This is a genomic window from Neorhizobium sp. T25_13, from assembly GCF_002968675.1.
GTDB lineage: Bacteria > Pseudomonadota > Alphaproteobacteria > Rhizobiales > Rhizobiaceae > Neorhizobium > Neorhizobium tomejilense.
Genome location: NZ_PVBI01000005.1, coordinates 456,807 through 472,086, shown reverse-complemented (window position 1 = coordinate 472,086; position 15,280 = coordinate 456,807). Strand labels below are relative to the sequence as shown.

Annotated in this window: 12 protein-coding genes, 1 tRNA gene and 1 pseudogene; 4 read left to right on the top strand and 10 right to left on the bottom strand. The window is 57.9% G+C overall.

Translation table 11 applies throughout. The annotated features are described in order from the left end of the window. Positions 1-707: 707 nt before the first annotated feature. Entirely contained in the window at positions 708-1,415 is a 708-nt protein-coding gene (locus C5J22_RS15155; RefSeq protein ID WP_105438861.1) for a hypothetical protein, read from the top strand. On the opposite strand, the gene C5J22_RS15150 is transcribed toward C5J22_RS15155, so the two are convergent. The 7 genes from C5J22_RS15150 to C5J22_RS15120 all read right to left on the bottom strand — a co-directional run bounded on the left by C5J22_RS15150 (position 1,408) and on the right by C5J22_RS15120 (position 8,466). Then, positions 1,408-1,995, bottom strand: a complete 588-nt coding sequence (locus C5J22_RS15150) for a recombinase family protein (RefSeq protein WP_105438860.1) — start codon at positions 1,993-1,995, stop codon at positions 1,408-1,410. The two genes, C5J22_RS15155 and C5J22_RS15150, sit on opposite strands and share 8 nt — an antisense overlap. Positions 1,996-2,139: 144 nt before the next feature. Next, positions 2,140-2,589, bottom strand: a complete 450-nt coding sequence (locus C5J22_RS15145; protein ID WP_105438859.1) for a hypothetical protein — start codon at positions 2,587-2,589, stop codon at positions 2,140-2,142. Between the two features lie 249 nt (positions 2,590-2,838). Next, positions 2,839-6,192: an N-6 DNA methylase gene (locus C5J22_RS15140; RefSeq protein WP_105438858.1), complete on the bottom strand. Its 3,354-nt coding sequence runs from the start codon at positions 6,190-6,192 to the stop codon at positions 2,839-2,841. Positions 6,193-6,393: 201 nt separating this feature from the next. Beyond that, entirely contained in the window at positions 6,394-7,110 is a 717-nt protein-coding gene (locus tag C5J22_RS15135) for a hypothetical protein (protein ID WP_105438857.1), read from the bottom strand. Then, positions 7,088-7,636, bottom strand: a complete 549-nt coding sequence (locus C5J22_RS15130) for a Panacea domain-containing protein (RefSeq protein ID WP_105438856.1) — start codon at positions 7,634-7,636, stop codon at positions 7,088-7,090. The genes C5J22_RS15135 and C5J22_RS15130 overlap by 23 nt, the downstream gene beginning before the upstream one ends. A 195-nt stretch (positions 7,637-7,831) precedes the next feature. Further along, positions 7,832-7,907, bottom strand: a tRNA-Ala gene (locus C5J22_RS15125). A gap of 169 nt (positions 7,908-8,076) precedes the next feature. Further along, positions 8,077-8,466, bottom strand: a complete 390-nt coding sequence (locus C5J22_RS15120; protein ID WP_037080075.1) for a TIGR02300 family protein — start codon at positions 8,464-8,466, stop codon at positions 8,077-8,079. Positions 8,467-8,715: 249 nt separating this feature from the next. Between C5J22_RS15120 and C5J22_RS31655 the strand changes: the two are divergent. The 3 genes and pseudogenes from C5J22_RS31655 to rpsA form a co-directional block, all read left to right on the top strand. Continuing rightward, positions 8,716-8,811: pseudogene (locus C5J22_RS31655) on the top strand (FMN-binding negative transcriptional regulator); the annotation flags it as partial. Between the two features lie 11 nt (positions 8,812-8,822). Then, complete coding sequence (cmk, locus tag C5J22_RS15110; RefSeq protein ID WP_105438855.1) at positions 8,823-9,482, top strand: (d)CMP kinase; 660 nt, start codon at positions 8,823-8,825, stop codon at positions 9,480-9,482. A gap of 144 nt (positions 9,483-9,626) precedes the next feature. After that, positions 9,627-11,333 (top strand): 30S ribosomal protein S1, encoded by a 1,707-nt coding sequence (gene rpsA / locus C5J22_RS15105; protein ID WP_046602871.1) that lies wholly within the window; start codon positions 9,627-9,629, stop codon positions 11,331-11,333. A gap of 76 nt (positions 11,334-11,409) precedes the next feature. Here rpsA and C5J22_RS15100 read toward each other — a convergent pair whose 3' ends face one another. The 3 genes from C5J22_RS15100 to C5J22_RS15090 all read right to left on the bottom strand — a co-directional run bounded on the left by C5J22_RS15100 (position 11,410) and on the right by C5J22_RS15090 (position 15,133). Beyond that, positions 11,410-13,080, bottom strand: a complete 1,671-nt coding sequence (locus tag C5J22_RS15100) for a hypothetical protein (RefSeq protein WP_172746631.1) — start codon at positions 13,078-13,080, stop codon at positions 11,410-11,412. A gap of 239 nt (positions 13,081-13,319) precedes the next feature. Beyond that, on the bottom strand, positions 13,320-14,363 hold the full coding sequence (locus C5J22_RS15095; RefSeq protein WP_105438853.1) for a hypothetical protein: 1,044 nt from the start codon (positions 14,361-14,363) through the stop codon (positions 13,320-13,322). A 146-nt stretch (positions 14,364-14,509) separates the two neighbouring features. Further along, positions 14,510-15,133 carry a ribonuclease D gene (locus C5J22_RS15090; protein WP_046669081.1) on the bottom strand — a complete coding sequence of 208 codons (624 nt, stop codon included), beginning with the start codon at positions 15,131-15,133 and terminating at the stop codon, positions 14,510-14,512. Positions 15,134-15,280 lie beyond the last annotated feature (147 nt).

Below are 15,280 nucleotides of genomic sequence, written 5' to 3'. Positions count from 1 at the left end.
CTATGATGCCACACCCCTTCGACATCCGAGCATGGCCGCGTGACCAGATACGGTTGGGTGATACCCATCGCCACTATCGGTGGGGGATATTGGCAATCTCCAAGGGATATCCTAAGAAGAGGCAGAGCGCAGACGCGGCGCTCCAGGGCTGGAAACCCTCAGTCTAGCGGTAATGGCTCCCACCGGAAGGGAACCATCCTTGACCTTAAGTTGGTCCGGGGGCCTTGGTTATGTCCAGGTTCCACCGAACTAAAAGCTTAGGGCCGACTAGACTCGGTTTCCAACCCCGGATCAGGGGGTCATGGAGGCAATGCTTGCGGGGGCGGACCGCAGGCCAATGCCTCAGGGGAAACGGCTATGTCTGATAAGCTCACCACTAGTAGACCGAAGGTCGATACAGAGGACGCCATCAGCGGTCCTCCCCGTGCGGGGTTATCCCCACTCGCGATAGTCGCTCTGAGCAGCCTTGGTGGGTTCGTGGCGTTAGCCCTGGTGCTCAACTCTACTCAGTTCGGATCAATCGGCAGGTATCAGATGATTGGTTCAGCTAATGGCCAGATGGTTGTTCGTATGGACACCACCACCGGCGAGCTTTCTGCATGCTTTGGGTTCGGTCTCAAACCTCCGCAATGTTTCCCCTGGGCGCATGACAAGCGGGCCTTCAAGACAGTCCCTCCCGCGCAAGCCGGTCAACAGGGAGGTCACGAATGAGAAAGACAGCGCCGCTCTTCTGTATTTCCTTACTGGCTTTAGCTTCGTGCTCAGCCGATGAGTTGGCGGATCGAAAGCACGCCTGTGCCGACTACGTTAAGTTCGAGGTGCTGAGTCAGGAGGATAGGTCTCAGTGCATCGCCGACGAGCAGACCTTCAAGGCCGCCGCAGACAAGATCGCTACTAGGATGGCGGAGAACGTTTATCCTATCTTGACGGAAACGGCTCGGCGCACGGCAGCATCGGTCAGCAGGATCAACCACGACGTATACTCAGAGCTTTCTAGCGACGTGGATTCCATTTCGGCATCCTTAGACGGTGAGGGATTGCCGCCCCATTTCTACGTCGATATCGAGCAGGTAACTTTCGCTCCGCCAACAGATAATGGCGACTCTCCGCATAGTGCTTGGCAGATAGGCGGCTCTCGTAGAAACATCGCGCAGGACACGTGGATGCTCGACATTTCCGGCGTCGGTCCGCACGACTTTGAGCAGGCTGACGAAGTGTGCTCGATGCTTGCCTATTCAAGCACGCTCCCCGGCTGTAGCGCTCGTGTTTTCGTAGACGCTGAACCCGGCTCGATCTCGCAGATGCCAGAATTGAAGGTGATGGCTATTAAATTCGCCCCACCGACAATTGACCAGGCCCGGGAAATCTTCCTCGAAAGCGAGATGAGCCGGTGGCCGCCGAGGCCAGCTAGTTAGTGCTGACCGCGTTCGAGCCTAAGGCGTCTTTTACTATGCGGAAGTAACTGGCACGACTTATACCGAGTTCAGTTTGTATCTGGGCGGGCGTTTTGCCATCGCGCTTCAGGGCGAGCACTTTGTCGGCTTGCCGTCTCGCGGTGGGTACCCTGCCTGTGTATTTGCCTTCTGCTTTGGCCTTGGCAATTCCTTCCTTCTGTCTCTCCAGCATCAGCTCTCGCTCAAACTCAGCGATCGACCCCAAGAGGTGCAACATGAGCTTTCCTGTTGGCGTTGAGGTATCCAGATTGAGGGCTAGTATCCGCAGCTCGACGCCTTTATCGCGTAGCCGCGTCGTGATCGCCATGAGGTCCGCCACTGAGCGGGCGAGGCGGTCAAGCTTGGTAACGACCAGAACGTCTCCCTCGCGAACGTAGTCCAGAGCGCGCTCCAATTCCGGGCGACTGCTTGCCACCGAGGAGATTTCCTCTCTGAAGATCTTGCTGCACCCAGCCGCCTGTAAATCACGGAGCTGAGATTCAAGGCCCGCCTTTTGGTCCGCTGTTGACGTACGGCCGTAGCCAATCATTGCACTCGTCATCGTCCCTCCTTGACGTCTCACTAGGGTCATAGTGGGGCGATAAATGAGACGATTAGTATCAAAAGTCAATAGTGCATTTTTGTGAGACTGGTTGAAGGCACCAAAAGCCAGACTCACAAGGGCTTGGCCTATTGAGACAGGGCGTCAGCCTGCTACTCTCGTCCCGAAATAGAATCCGATTACCACTAAAGCCAAGTCCTTCAGCACAAGCGCTGGGTTCTCGCTCAAGAAAGCAGCAACGCAGAAGGCACCAACTACGAAAAAGGCAAGCACCGTTTTCACGTCCACCTGAGCAAGCTGAGAGGTGAACTGCGCATCGAAGCCAATAGTTTTGCCAAACCAATAAACGACGAATGCGATTATTATGAGCTGCATGATCGGGCGGGCAAAAGTCCACACGGCCCCAATAGCTGAGGATAAATCATTGGCAAAAGATTGAACCAGTTGGTCCGGTCGCGGCTCGCCGTCCTCCCGCGTCTTCTGCTGAAATCTCAAGTATATTGAGAGAGCATAGAGCGCAATGTGTGCCAATCCCATAAATACGAGAGCCGTAATCAACCAACCTATTAGCGCGTTCGGCGAAAACTCTGACATTTACTCCCCCAAATCTTCGATATCTCGCCGATATCTCTATCTCGGATAGCGAATAACCCGCAATAGGTGACAGAGGCGCTTGTGATGCGGAACACAGCAGGCTGGTCAGTCCGGAGTGCAGCGAGGCGATCGGGGTCGGTGGGGTGTGTCAAGTAAGCGAAATCGGGTCCCATCGAGGGGTACCGGGGGGAAATCGCGCGGTCGCTGGCACGTAGGTGGCCTCTGAGATGGGCGACCCCCATATTTCATTCAGGCCACGGCGATCAACTCATTCCGAGGGCGGTAGATATCTTCAACCTGTTCGTCCAGAAGTGGCTTGATCCGCGATATCTCAGCGTCTAGGAGACCCTGTGTCCGGTCGGTAGAGCTCCACTGGCGACGCTGGCGGAAACGGCCCCCGGTGCCTCCCTCCTCGACAAACCCAAAGGCAGATAGCTCCGCACGATCGGCAAGGGTCTCGGCGAGTGATCCTTCGATACCATCACCCCCTTCAGCAGCCAGCCAATGAAGGTTTCTTAGCCTCTTTGAATATTGCACGATTCGACTAACGCTTCCGCTCGCGATCGACGTTGCCGAAAGCGGAATCCGCATGACGCTCTGGCCACCACCTTCCAAATAGTCCTCCGCCGTCTGCGAATTATAAATCCCCGCAAGGTAAAACAAGAAGTCGTCCCGGTAAAAGCCCCCAGCCACCATAGCAGCATGGAACCCACTTGCATCGGCACCGAGGTTGTTCGGCCCAGTTAGACTAAGCTCTTTCAGCGGGTTATCGAGACCCGTGTAGTGGAACTGTTGACTCTCTCCCCCGTGTGATTTCACCATCCAGTCGGCTGGCACGATAAAGGATTTAAGGCCGCTGTCAGGGTTGGTGCCCGTCGTGAAAACGAACTTTGGGCCAATTGCATGGCTTTCGTGTTCTCTCCACTGCGACATGGTGCCGTAACCGGGGTCTCTTCCCTCATGCACGTTTCGGGGAATTCGCAGGCTGGGTTCATAATAAAGCCAAGAGCACAAACGCTCATCAGGGTACCACGCGACCTCATTCGGGGCGCTCCCTGTGATCACTCGCCTAACTTTTCCGATGTCGAAAGTTAACCGTCTGTCATGGGCGTCCTGAGCCATCAGTGAAAGACGCGTGCGAGATTTTGCGGAGCTTGCGCGAATTGCGCTTGCGAAGTCATCAAGCTGCGCTTCTCTTCGGGCTAAATCGGCGACATCTGCAATTTCTATGAATCTCTGAGCCTTTTCCGCAATTTCTTCGCGCGTGTCACTTCGGAACAGCTCATCAAACGCAGTTATCAACCCCGGCCATTTTTTGATGAAAACCCTGCGGGGGCTTTCCCCCGAGAGGATATTGGGAAATTCTTCGACATCTCTGACAATGTCGGCTTCCGGAAACAAAATAAAGTTTCGCTTTCTTGTCGGCGTAAACTCAAGTCGAGCGGGCAAGTTCCCAGCCTCTAGAGCGATCAAGCGCCCGTCAAGTTCCGTTCCGTTAGTTGTTGTGTCTCCTGCGAGTGGCCGAAGATCGAAAACCCCAAAGCTTTCAACGTCGTCGGCTCGCGCCAAATCCCCTTGTCGCCGTTCGAGAACTATAATCACGAACTGGGTTCTCGGGCTGACATCGCGAAAAATCGAAGCACCAAGAATTACCAGCTGCCTTATCTTGTAGCGACGCAGCAAATCTTCCCGGAAAAAGCGGTAGGAACTGGCATAGCAAAAGCTGTCCGACACAACGAACGAGATTAGCCCTTGGTCGGCAACGTAATGATCAGCTGCCGCAAAAAACCAGGCATAATCATCTCGTATATTTCTCTTCCGGGCGCGGGCATTCAACCGTGACGAACGGAGCATAGCTGGGAAACGTTCGGCAACCTGCGCCAAGGTCTGGTTTGAATTATTGCGGTACGGCGGGTTGCCGATGACTAGCGGGAAATGCGCTTGTTGCTTTACCGTCTCGCTGAGGTCGATACGAGATCGAACAAATAACCGCGTGCTTTCGTCCGTCAGCAAGGGCATCATCGTTCGTAGCCGCGCCCCGTTTCGGGGGTCCAAAGCGTCCGTTGGATAAAGATGCAGAGTACCTACAGCCTCAGCCTCTTGACGATCCAGGTAGGCTAGCACTGCGAGGTAGACGTTGATCTGGGCGATGCCGATTGCTTGCGGCGAAATATCGAACCCGTAGAGCCTCTCCCAAAAACGCTCGAGTTTCGCATGGTGGAGCTGCCGGGCACCTTCAATAAGGAAAGTACCCGAGCCGACACCGGGATCGAGAGCGACAACGTCGTTTACCACATTCTTCTCTCGCAAGATCTCCATCGCAGTGCGCCACATATGTTTGACGATGGGGACAGGCGTATAGTATTGGCCTAGCTGCCTTCTCTTGCGGCGATCTACTCGCTGAGCGTATAGCTCAACGAAGCGGCCCAAGAGGTCTTCGTCCAGATTGGCGAAATCGTGGGATGAAAACATCGCGACCAAACGGCGGAAAGCTGCTCCATCAATTTGAGGAGCTAACCAGTCGTAAAACCGACCGGTTGCCGCAAGGTCTCTAATGGCGGGGTTCTCAACTTTCGACAGCTCAGCCATCCGACTGAAGAAAGCCGCAGGAAGATCAGCCAGTGAGGTCGTGTCGAACACCTGCGAGTGAAAAACCCAATGGTTTTCGGGGATGAGCGCCGGATTGACACCCACGCAGAAGTTATCTTCGATAGCCTTGATTGCGAACAAACGGCCAATGAGGGAATGCGCGCTCGCCGTTACAAACTCCGACCATTCATCTTGCCAATGGGTCGCGATGTAAGCCTGCGCGGCATCAAGAGACATGCCTCCGTGGGCCGCCATGGTGAAGACAACCAGGGCCCGCTGAATCTCCGGCGTTAGGTCGTCGAAAATTCCGGGCGCATTGATAGTCTGGATGAGAGCGCCAGCTCCGCCTCGCCCCTCGGTTCCGACAACGATATCGGCGAGATCGCTTGCGAAGACTTGTAGAGCGTCAGCACCGTCGATCGACCGAAGATCCAGGATGCTCGATAGTCGAGGTGGATTGATGGACGCCTTTGAAAGGTGGCTTTCACACCATTGTTCAAACGCGGTGGCTTGAGCGGGGACCGTAAGGTCAAACGAAATGCCGCTTGATACGATTGTTTGGCGAAGCGCTTGGTCTGTCGCCGTCTGGCCATTAGAAACTGCGTTCCTTGTTTCGACGGAGATCGGAACGATCAAAAATCTCTCGAAGGTGGTCAGAATGAAATATGAGACACGTGCTATGTGTGCGCTCACGTACGGGACCATCTTATCGAGCCACAATCCATCATGAACAAGAGCTTCGCTCAAAGATGAGAAGGCTGATATCTCGCCGGGCTTCTTAGATTCGATTACGACGTCGGCCGCAGACCCTACGTCCGCTGCTTCCCGCTCAGTGTACAGGGCAATGTCCGGGCGTTTCAATCGACTCGTCCCTGATGCCGTATCGATGACTCCAAACAAGCCAAAGCTGGCGAGGGCATTCTTTAGGTTGGACGAGAGGTCGTTTTCACTTCGATTAATCCCACCTTCACCCAACCGTTGGACAAGATGCAAATATTCAGAAAATGCGGACATCGAACAACCTTGAGATGGAATCGCCCATTAATGACGTTGAATCACAACTAGCCGTACGACACAATGTAATTCAGTCTTGGATAATGGCGCGACTCTACCCGTAGCTCCTGAGCCCACAATCAACCGGGATCCAAAACTGTAACCTGCTGAGACAAAACTATCGATTGAGTGAATTGATGGCGCTACTTTCGCCCCGGGAACTCAAAAGAGCCCGCCTGTGCCGGTCGCCTTGCGCCGCGCTTCCGCCGTACGCTCATCCCATACTTCCTGCCAGATGCGATAGGTAGAGCCCACCATGCCTTCCAGCTCGTCCAGCGAATAAAGGTCAACGCTATCATCGGTGAACAGCTTTACCGCCCGGTCGCCGTCATCGTCATCAGCACCGAAGCGGATGATAGCAAGGTTGATGTCTGAAAAATCGTCATCGGAGGCCCGAATGCGCTCATGCATCATGGAGAATGCAAAGCGCCGCGCTTCTTGGGTCAAACCTCGGGTTCGGCGAGGGTCTATAAAGACTGCATAGGGCTGCTGCTCTAGCACCAAGACCATAGGTAGCCAAAAGCTTACCTTGCGGCCAATTCCCATCGCCAGCGGGAAGAAATCATGGTGCCTACCTGTCACCCCGCCTGACGTGGCAAACGCGTGTAGCGCCTTAGCAATCTGTCGATTGTTCTTTAGCTCGGCACCTGCCTTGCAGACCCGGATTAAACGCTCATCAATCTTGTGGTAAGGTGTCGCCTCGGAGAGGCCGAACATCGCAGGCTGTATGTTGAAGAGGTCGCTGAAGCAAGAGCGAACATGCTTGTAGGAGAAAGTAGAGAAACCGGACTTCATTTGCCTTAGAGCAACCCGCTTCACGTCGTCCGAGAGGGGAGCTATCCGCGCCAGATCGGTGTCAGGCAAAAGGGGTGTCGTCACTTGGGTCTCCAGATAACGGTTCCGCACCAATCGAGACCTTGTGATGCCGGAATCGATCAATGATCACAGTATCAGAGATTCGCAAACCGAATGCAACTTCTGCCTTTGCGCGGTCCACCACATGCGACCATGGAGAGTCCTTTGCGTGAGAAAGGTCTACGAGACGGCCGGTGGGCATGCGACCATACGAATTGAGAACCTGCTGAAGCAAGCCGGTCAACCGAACATCGTTAGGGGTCGCTATCGCGCGAGGTCGGCCTGTGAGGATGTCTTGGCCTGTAGCCCGAGACGTGATTGCCGATGAACCGGCGTCCTTGAATGCGCGATAGGCGGACGGATGCACCGGACCATACTGCCATGCCTCGAAATAGCCTGAGACAAGTGGCGCCTTGGTCTGCATCAGGTAAATGCCATGGGCGAAGTAAAGCAGCTTTTGAAGGGAGAGGTTCGTGAGCTGAATGCCAAGCCTATCCGCCTCATCCAGCATGAGGTTCGCTACAGCCCGTGGGTCATATCCCCCGCTCATGACATAATGCTCATCTCTCCGGTTGGCCTGAAGTTTCGCCTAACGCGAATCAAAAAGCTACGCTGCTTCCGGTTAACATCCTCGATACCCACAGCGATGGGTACTCCCCGTGGGTACTTTCTTGGGTACCTGGTCGACTTGAGGGCTTGTCGCATCCCATTGATTTCAATGAAAAAAGTCGAATGCGAGGAGATTTGGTGGAGCTAAGCGGGATCGAACCGCTGACCTCTTGCATGCCATGCAAGCGCTCTCCCAGCTGAGCTATAGCCCCATCAGGGTGGTCCGGTATTTGCCGGTCCTGGGAAACTCCGCCGGGCGCCTGTAAGGGCTGCCCCGTTGGAGTGGCGGCTTATTACTTCCGGTTTACGGAGAGTGCAAGCCGTATTTTGTGCGCCCGGCAATTTTTATTGAATTGCCGGGCCTTAACTTGGAATATCGGATCAGACTTCGTCGTCGTCGCCGGTTACGCCGATGATGCCGGACATGTCGTCGTCGTCTTCATCTTCGTCGGCTTCCAGGAAGGTATCGTCGTCGTCATCGCCGATATCGACATCGTCGTCATCGCCGATATCCGGGATATCGTCGCCGCTGGCCGCTTCGTCGCCCTCTTCGAGCGATACGAGTTCGACTTCCGGATTTTCGGTATCGACTTCCTGGACGTCTTCTTCCTCGGCCTGTTCCATCTTCTTGGCGGCGCTGTGCTCCTCGAAGAAGGACAGCGGCCAGGATTTGCCGGAATAGGGGGAAACGACCGGATCGCGGTTCAGGTCGTAGAATTTTTTGCCGGTATCGGGGTCGGTTCGCTTGGTTCCGAGTTCCGCTTTTGCCACAGTCAGAGCCTCATGGGATGGCCGAATAGTTCGGCGCGCCGCTTGTATCGCGGCTTTATAGGGTGAAAATCTAAGCCGGTCCCCATAAAGCCTGCGCTCTTTGATGTCAAAGACAAACTTTTCATGGACCGCATAAGAGCGAAAGCGGTGACCGGTCGAAGGCTTTATGTTAGTCACGACGAGAAATTTCCGCCGCAAGGGGCCGGCCTCGCCGCCTCCCCGCTCGGGACTGATAAGAGGTTGAAAAACATGTACCAGCCGCCGCATTTTCGCGAAGAGGATCTCGGAACTCAGCATGCGCTGATCCGAGCCCATCTGCTCGGTCTGATGGTCACATCCGGGGCGATACGGGAAGCATGAGTTTGACGTCCAAGCCCGCAATCGTCATCGCCATCGACGGTCCCGCAGCCGCCGGCAAGGGCACGCTGTCGCGGCTGATCGCCGACGCCTATGGTTTCCATCATCTCGACACCGGGCTGACCTATCGCGCCACCGCCAAGGCGCTTCTCGATGCCGGCCTGCCGCTCGACGATGAGGAGATTGCCGGGAAGATGGCGCGTGAGGTCGAACTCGCCGGGCTCGATCGCGATATACTGTCCGCCCATGCGATCGGCGAGGCGGCCTCGAAAATCGCGGTCATGCCGTCGGTCCGCCGGGCTCTGGTCGAGGCGCAGCGTGCCTTTTCCCTGAGGCAGCCCGGAACGGTGCTCGACGGGCGCGATATCGGTACGGTCGTCTGTCCCGATGCGCCGGTGAAGCTTTATGTCACCGCGTCGGCGGACGTGAGGGCAAGGCGCCGTTACGACGAGATCGTCGGCAAGGGCGGCGAGGCGGATTACGGTGCGATCTTCGCAGACGTGAAGAAACGCGACGAACGCGACATGGGCCGGGCCGACAGTCCTCTGAAGCCCGCCGACGATGCGCACTTGCTTGATACCTCGGAAATGAGTATAGAGGCCGCGTTTCGGGCAGCGAAGACCATCATCGACGCCGTCCTGAAGAGACAATCGAGTTAGAATAGAATAGCCCGAAGTTCGGTCCCCGCGCCGGATTGCCTCCCCCGGATCATTCCGATGAGGGAGGCGGACCTGAACATTGGGCATGTGCAACACGAACCACCGGCGCTGTATGGGCCCGTATAGGGTACCTCAGGAGATTTCATGGCAGTATCTAACCCCACGCGGGAGGACTTCGCAGCCCTCCTCGAAGAATCCTTCGCTACCAACGATCTGGCTGAAGGCTACGTCACCAAGGGTCGCGTCACCGCGATCGAAAAGGACATGGCAGTCGTTGACGTCGGCCTCAAGGTCGAAGGCCGCATCGCGCTCAAGGAATTCGGCGCCAAGGGCAAGGACGGTTCGCTGAAGGTCGGCGACGAAGTCGAAGTTTACGTCGAGCGCATCGAAAACGCGCTGGGCGAAGCAGTTCTGTCGCGCGAGAAGGCTCGCCGCGAAGAGAGCTGGGTCAAGCTCGAACTCAAGTTCGAAGCTGGCGAGCGCGTTGAAGGCGTCATCTTCAACCAGGTCAAGGGTGGCTTCACCGTCGATCTCGACGGCGCCGTTGCCTTCCTGCCGCGTTCGCAGGTCGACATCCGTCCGATCCGCGACGTCACGCCGCTCATGCACAACCCGCAGCCCTTCGAAATCCTCAAGATGGACAAGCGTCGCGGCAACATCGTGGTTTCGCGCCGCACGGTTCTCGAAGAGTCCCGCGCCGAGCAGCGTTCTGAAATCGTTCAGAACCTCGAAGAAGGCCAGGTTGTTGACGGCGTCGTCAAGAACATCACCGATTACGGTGCGTTCGTTGACCTCGGCGGCATCGACGGCCTGCTGCACGTCACCGACATGGCATGGCGCCGTGTGAACCATCCGTCGGAAATCCTGTCCATCGGCCAGCAGGTCAAGGTACAGATCATCCGCATCAACCAGGAAACCCACCGCATCTCGCTCGGCATGAAGCAGCTCGAGTCGGATCCGTGGGATGGCATTGCCGCCAAGTATCCGGTCGGCAAGAAGATTTCCGGTACCGTCACGAACATCACCGACTACGGTGCATTCGTCGAGCTGGAGCCGGGCATCGAAGGCCTCATCCACATTTCCGAAATGTCCTGGACCAAGAAGAACGTCCATCCCGGCAAGATCCTGTCCACGACGCAGGATGTTGACGTGGTCGTTCTCGAAGTCGATCCGTCCAAGCGCCGTATCTCGCTTGGCCTGAAGCAGACGCTCGAAAATCCGTGGCAGGCATTTGCCTACAGCCATCCGGCCGGCACTGAAGTCGAAGGCGAAGTCAAGAACAAGACCGAATTCGGCCTGTTCATCGGCCTCGAAGGCGATGTTGACGGCATGGTCCACCTCTCCGACCTCGACTGGAACCGTCCGGGCGAACAGGTCATCGAGGAGTTCAACAAGGGCGACGTCGTCAAGGCTGTCGTTCTCGACGTGGACGTCGACAAGGAGCGCATCTCGCTCGGCATCAAGCAGCTCGGCAAGGACTCGGTCGGTGAAGCCGCCGCTTCCGGCGAACTGCGCAAGAATGCCGTCGTCTCGTGCGAAGTCATCGCCGTCAACGACGGTGGTGTAGAGGTTCGTCTCGTCAACCACGAAGACATCACCTCGTTCATCCGCCGCAACGACCTGGCACGCGATCGTGACGATCAGCGTCCGGAGCGTTTCTCGGTTGGCCAGGTCTTCGATGCCCGCGTCGTCAACTTCTCCAAGAAGGACCGCAAGGTCATGCTGTCGATCAAGGCTCTCGAGATCGCAGAAGAGAAGGAAGCAGTCGCTCAGTTCGGTTCGTCCGACAGCGGCGCTTCGCTCGGCGACATCCTCGGTGCGGCTCTGAAGAACCGCGGCAGCAACGAGTAATCGAAGCTTCTCTGAGAATCAAAAACCGCCGGATGCAAGTCCGGCGGTTTTTTCATGCGCAGTTTTTGGGATCGAATTACGTCCAGCCGGCCATGCGCCAGTAGAGGTCGTTGGCCCGGTCGGCATCTTCGACGGCTTCCTTCGAAGCGTCGTCGCCCTCGTCATCCTGGGCGTGGTCCTCGTCCTGACGCTCTTCGCTGAACGCTTGCTCGCCGGCCGAATGCTGCTGTTCGCCGTCTTCGTCGGTCTCCGAAATCGCCTTGGTCTTGCGCTCCTCGGGGTCCCGCTCGCGCTCTTCCGGTGGATAGGCGACGTAGGGCAGGGCAACGCCTTCGCGAAAGGCATGCGGCATGGCGATCGGGAGAGCGAGCTGTTCGGCGAGTACCGTCGCGGCCGTGGCCTGGCTGCTTGCGTTCGCGGAAGGACCGGTCGTGCTGCCCGTTGAACCGGTGCTGGCCGGCTCGTCGGTGGCCGGCGGCACGGATTTCGCCGCGGCGGCACTCGCTGCCTCGTTCGCCTGCATGGCTGATTTTCCGAAAAGCTCCTTGTCGGTCAGTTGCTGCAGCGCCTGCTGTTCCGGCAATTGCCTTGCCGCAACCGGCAGGCCCTCGAGAAGTTCGCTGGTGGCCTCGGCAAGCACTTCCGCGAGCCATACGGTCGTCGCCCCGTTCGCCATCTTCTCAGCGTTCGGCCCGCGAACGCCGTTTTGCTGTTCGAGGCCGCGCTGGGAAAGCCGGGCCAGGGCCGGACCATCGTAAAACACGGGTTGAGACATGCGCCGATCGCCGGCGGCGGCGCTTGCGGTTTGCCGGCCGTCGTCCGGGCGCGCCGGGGATGGGTTCTCCGTTGTCTCGTCGGCACGAGCGGCTGCAATTTCCGGCATCTCGCTCTCCGGGAGCTCGACCGCTCCCTGCGCGGATACCGACACGGATGCCGCGTCGAGATCGTTCTCGACGCTCATCTGAGATGCATTGTTGTCGGTTGGCGTCGGCAGGGCCTCGGCTTCCGCCGAAAGCATGGTCGGATCTGGAGTGGTGCTGGACGTTGCCGTCGAAACACGCGGTACATCCGGGTCCTGGGTATCCGCATTCGAGGCCATAACCTCAGGCGACGCTCCGTCGATCGCAGTTTCGGCGCCGGGTTGCGCGGCTTGGCCCTCGGCCTCTGGCGTGGGCGCGGGCACCGAAGCCTGGCCGGGTGCTGATGGCGCAGCATTTGCCGGCTGCGGCAAGGTGCTCGGCACCTGTTCCGCCCCGGCATTCTGCCGGTAGGAGCTGACGACGGCCTTTGCCACGAGGTCGCGCTCGAGCAGCTGCGCGGTCTCCAGCTGTATGGCGACGCGGGCGGCTTCGGGACCTGCCGGATTGTTGAGGATTTCAGTGAGCAGGCGCAGCGAAATGCCTTTGACGAGCTGGTTGAGCGTGCGCTCGAGGGCCACCTTTTCGGCCGGGTTCATCGCCTTGACCGCCTCGGAAAGGCGTTGGGCATAGTCCGCCAATGCCTCGCCTTCGCGGCGTGGGACCTTGATCAGCCTGCCGATGGTTTCGGCGAAGATGGAAAAACCCTGGGCGAGCTGGAGCTGCGCCGAAAGCGAAAGGATATCCAGCCGGCCTGCCGACATCGGCGAGGAACCGATCAACCCGCTATTCGCCGCGGTATTGGCCATGTCGATCCGCTGGCGCAGCATCGGTTGTTGCGACTGTGTCTGATAGTCGACGAATGAACTGGTACGAACCGGGGGCAGCATCGTCCGCTCCAATGTCTGATAGAGACGATAGGACAGCTCGGCTGAACGGGTTCTTGTCTTTTCGCAACGAGCGGCGTTGCGACCGGAACGCCTCATGGCGTCGCCAGTGCCGATACACAGATATGACTGTGGGGCAAAAAGGTTAACAACTCGCTAACGGGTTCCGCCTTCCGCTGGCAGCTCAGCGAAAATGATCCATTCCGATGCAGATGAGGGTGGGGCTGGGGGTTATTGCACTGTCACGCAGCCAACTTCTTCTTCAACAATTCATAGATGCCGATCTCGTCCACATGCACCGGCACAATGTCGGCATAGGATTGGTCGGCGTTCTCGGCTGCGAGCTCTTCGATCGCTTTCGCCGCCATTTCATTGGTCGGCGCTTCGTTTTCCGCCAGCACGGCGTCGGAGGATTCGTCCTTGCTGGAGCTATCGTCGGAAACGAGGCTGTCGGCAGCGTCGCCGGTATCGGAACCGGCAGCCTGTTCGGCGGCGGCAGCAAACAGGGCCAGTAGCGCCGTATCGTCCACGGATGCCGTGTCGGTCGCGCCATCGGCAGCCGGTTCGGCATTCGCCTTGTCATTCTTCTTTTCGATGACATCCTGGATTTTCTGGACGTCTTCGAGTTTCCTGCCGGCTTCGGCCGCCTCGATGTCGGCCTGGCGCTCGGCGCGGGTTTCGGCATCCTCGACACGGGTGGGATCGTAGCCCTGCGGGCCGATTTTCAGTTCTTCGAGCGTCTTCGGATCGGCGACATCCTCCAGCCTTTGCACGACGCGCTCGACTTCCGTGTCGAGCTTGCCGCCATTGGCCTTCCGGTTGAGGCCGTCCATGAGGCGCTGGTTGTCGTCGCCGTAAGGGTTCTTGATCGCCGAGAGCAGCGTGTCCATCGAGATGCCGATGTCTTCGAGGCCGAGATCTTCGACGAGTTCGCCGATCTTGTCCGGCATCATCTCTTTCAGCGTGTCTTCCAGCGCTCTTCCGAGCTTGTAGGACGAGCGCGCTTCGTCGGTATCGATGCCGAGCTTGGCGGCCAGGCGGTCGACGAGTTCGATCTTCAGTTCGTTGGGGTCTGTCTTGGTGACGCCGAAAAGAGCGGAGGTGATCTTGTCTCGGGCGCGCCGGGCGTCTTCGCTGGCGCTGATACGGGCTTCGGTAACCGGGTCGCTCTTCTTGCCGGTCCGCTGCTCTTCGTCCTTCTTGCGTTGCTCCTCGATGCCGTCGAGCATCGACTGCATCATATTGGTCGCGGCAAGCCCATAAGTCTGCTGGGTAGGAAGCAACATGGCCCGAAATCCGGTCTCGTCGAGAGGTATACCGCGGGCAAAATTAGATTCGAACAGTTAACGGAGCGTTACCGGACAACTAGAGGTTATGCCGCTCTTTCTCAGATTCGGCGGGCGAATATTTGGGCGGAGGTCCTTCGTGGACATCAGCTATGGGCGAAGATATCGGCCTCTTCCCAGCCCAGCAGGTCCAGCTTCGCCCGCGTCGGCAGGAATTCGAAACAGGCCTGGGCGAGTTCGGCACGCCTGTCGCGCACCAGGCGGTAGGTCAGCTTGTCGCGGAGCGCATGCAGGTGCAGCACGTCGGAGGCCGCATACTCCAGCTGCGCCGGAGAAAGGACCTCGGCCGCCCAGTCGGATTGCTGCTGCGCCTTGGAAACGTCGACATCCAGCATTTCCTTCAGATTGTCCTTCAATCCGTGCCGGTCGGTGTAGGTGCGGGTCAGCCGCGAGGCGATCTTGGTGCAGAATACGGGCGTCGTGGTCACGCCGAACGTATGGAAGAGAACGGCGATATCGAAGCGGCCGTAGTGGAAGATCTTCTGGCGCGTCGGATCGGCAAGCATGGCGACGAGGTTTGGGGCTTCGTTCTGCCCGGCAGCGATGCGGATCACGTCGGCGGAACCGTCCCCGGGCGAAAGCTGTACGACGCAAAGCCGGTCGCGGCGGGGCACGAGGCCGAGGGTTTCCGTATCGATGGCGATCGCCCCCGTATAACGCGCCGCATCCGCTGCCGGAATATCGCCTTCGTGATACCTGATCTCAGCCATGTCCGTCTCCATCCGTCTGTCTGCCGCGAATTCGCTATAAACCACGTTTTTCCCGAGCGATATGGTGATCTTAAGGGGGCGGCGCTGCAGGGGAGCAAAAGTTTCGCCGAGCGATCGGACCGGCCTCGGGCATTTGCTCAGCTCTGC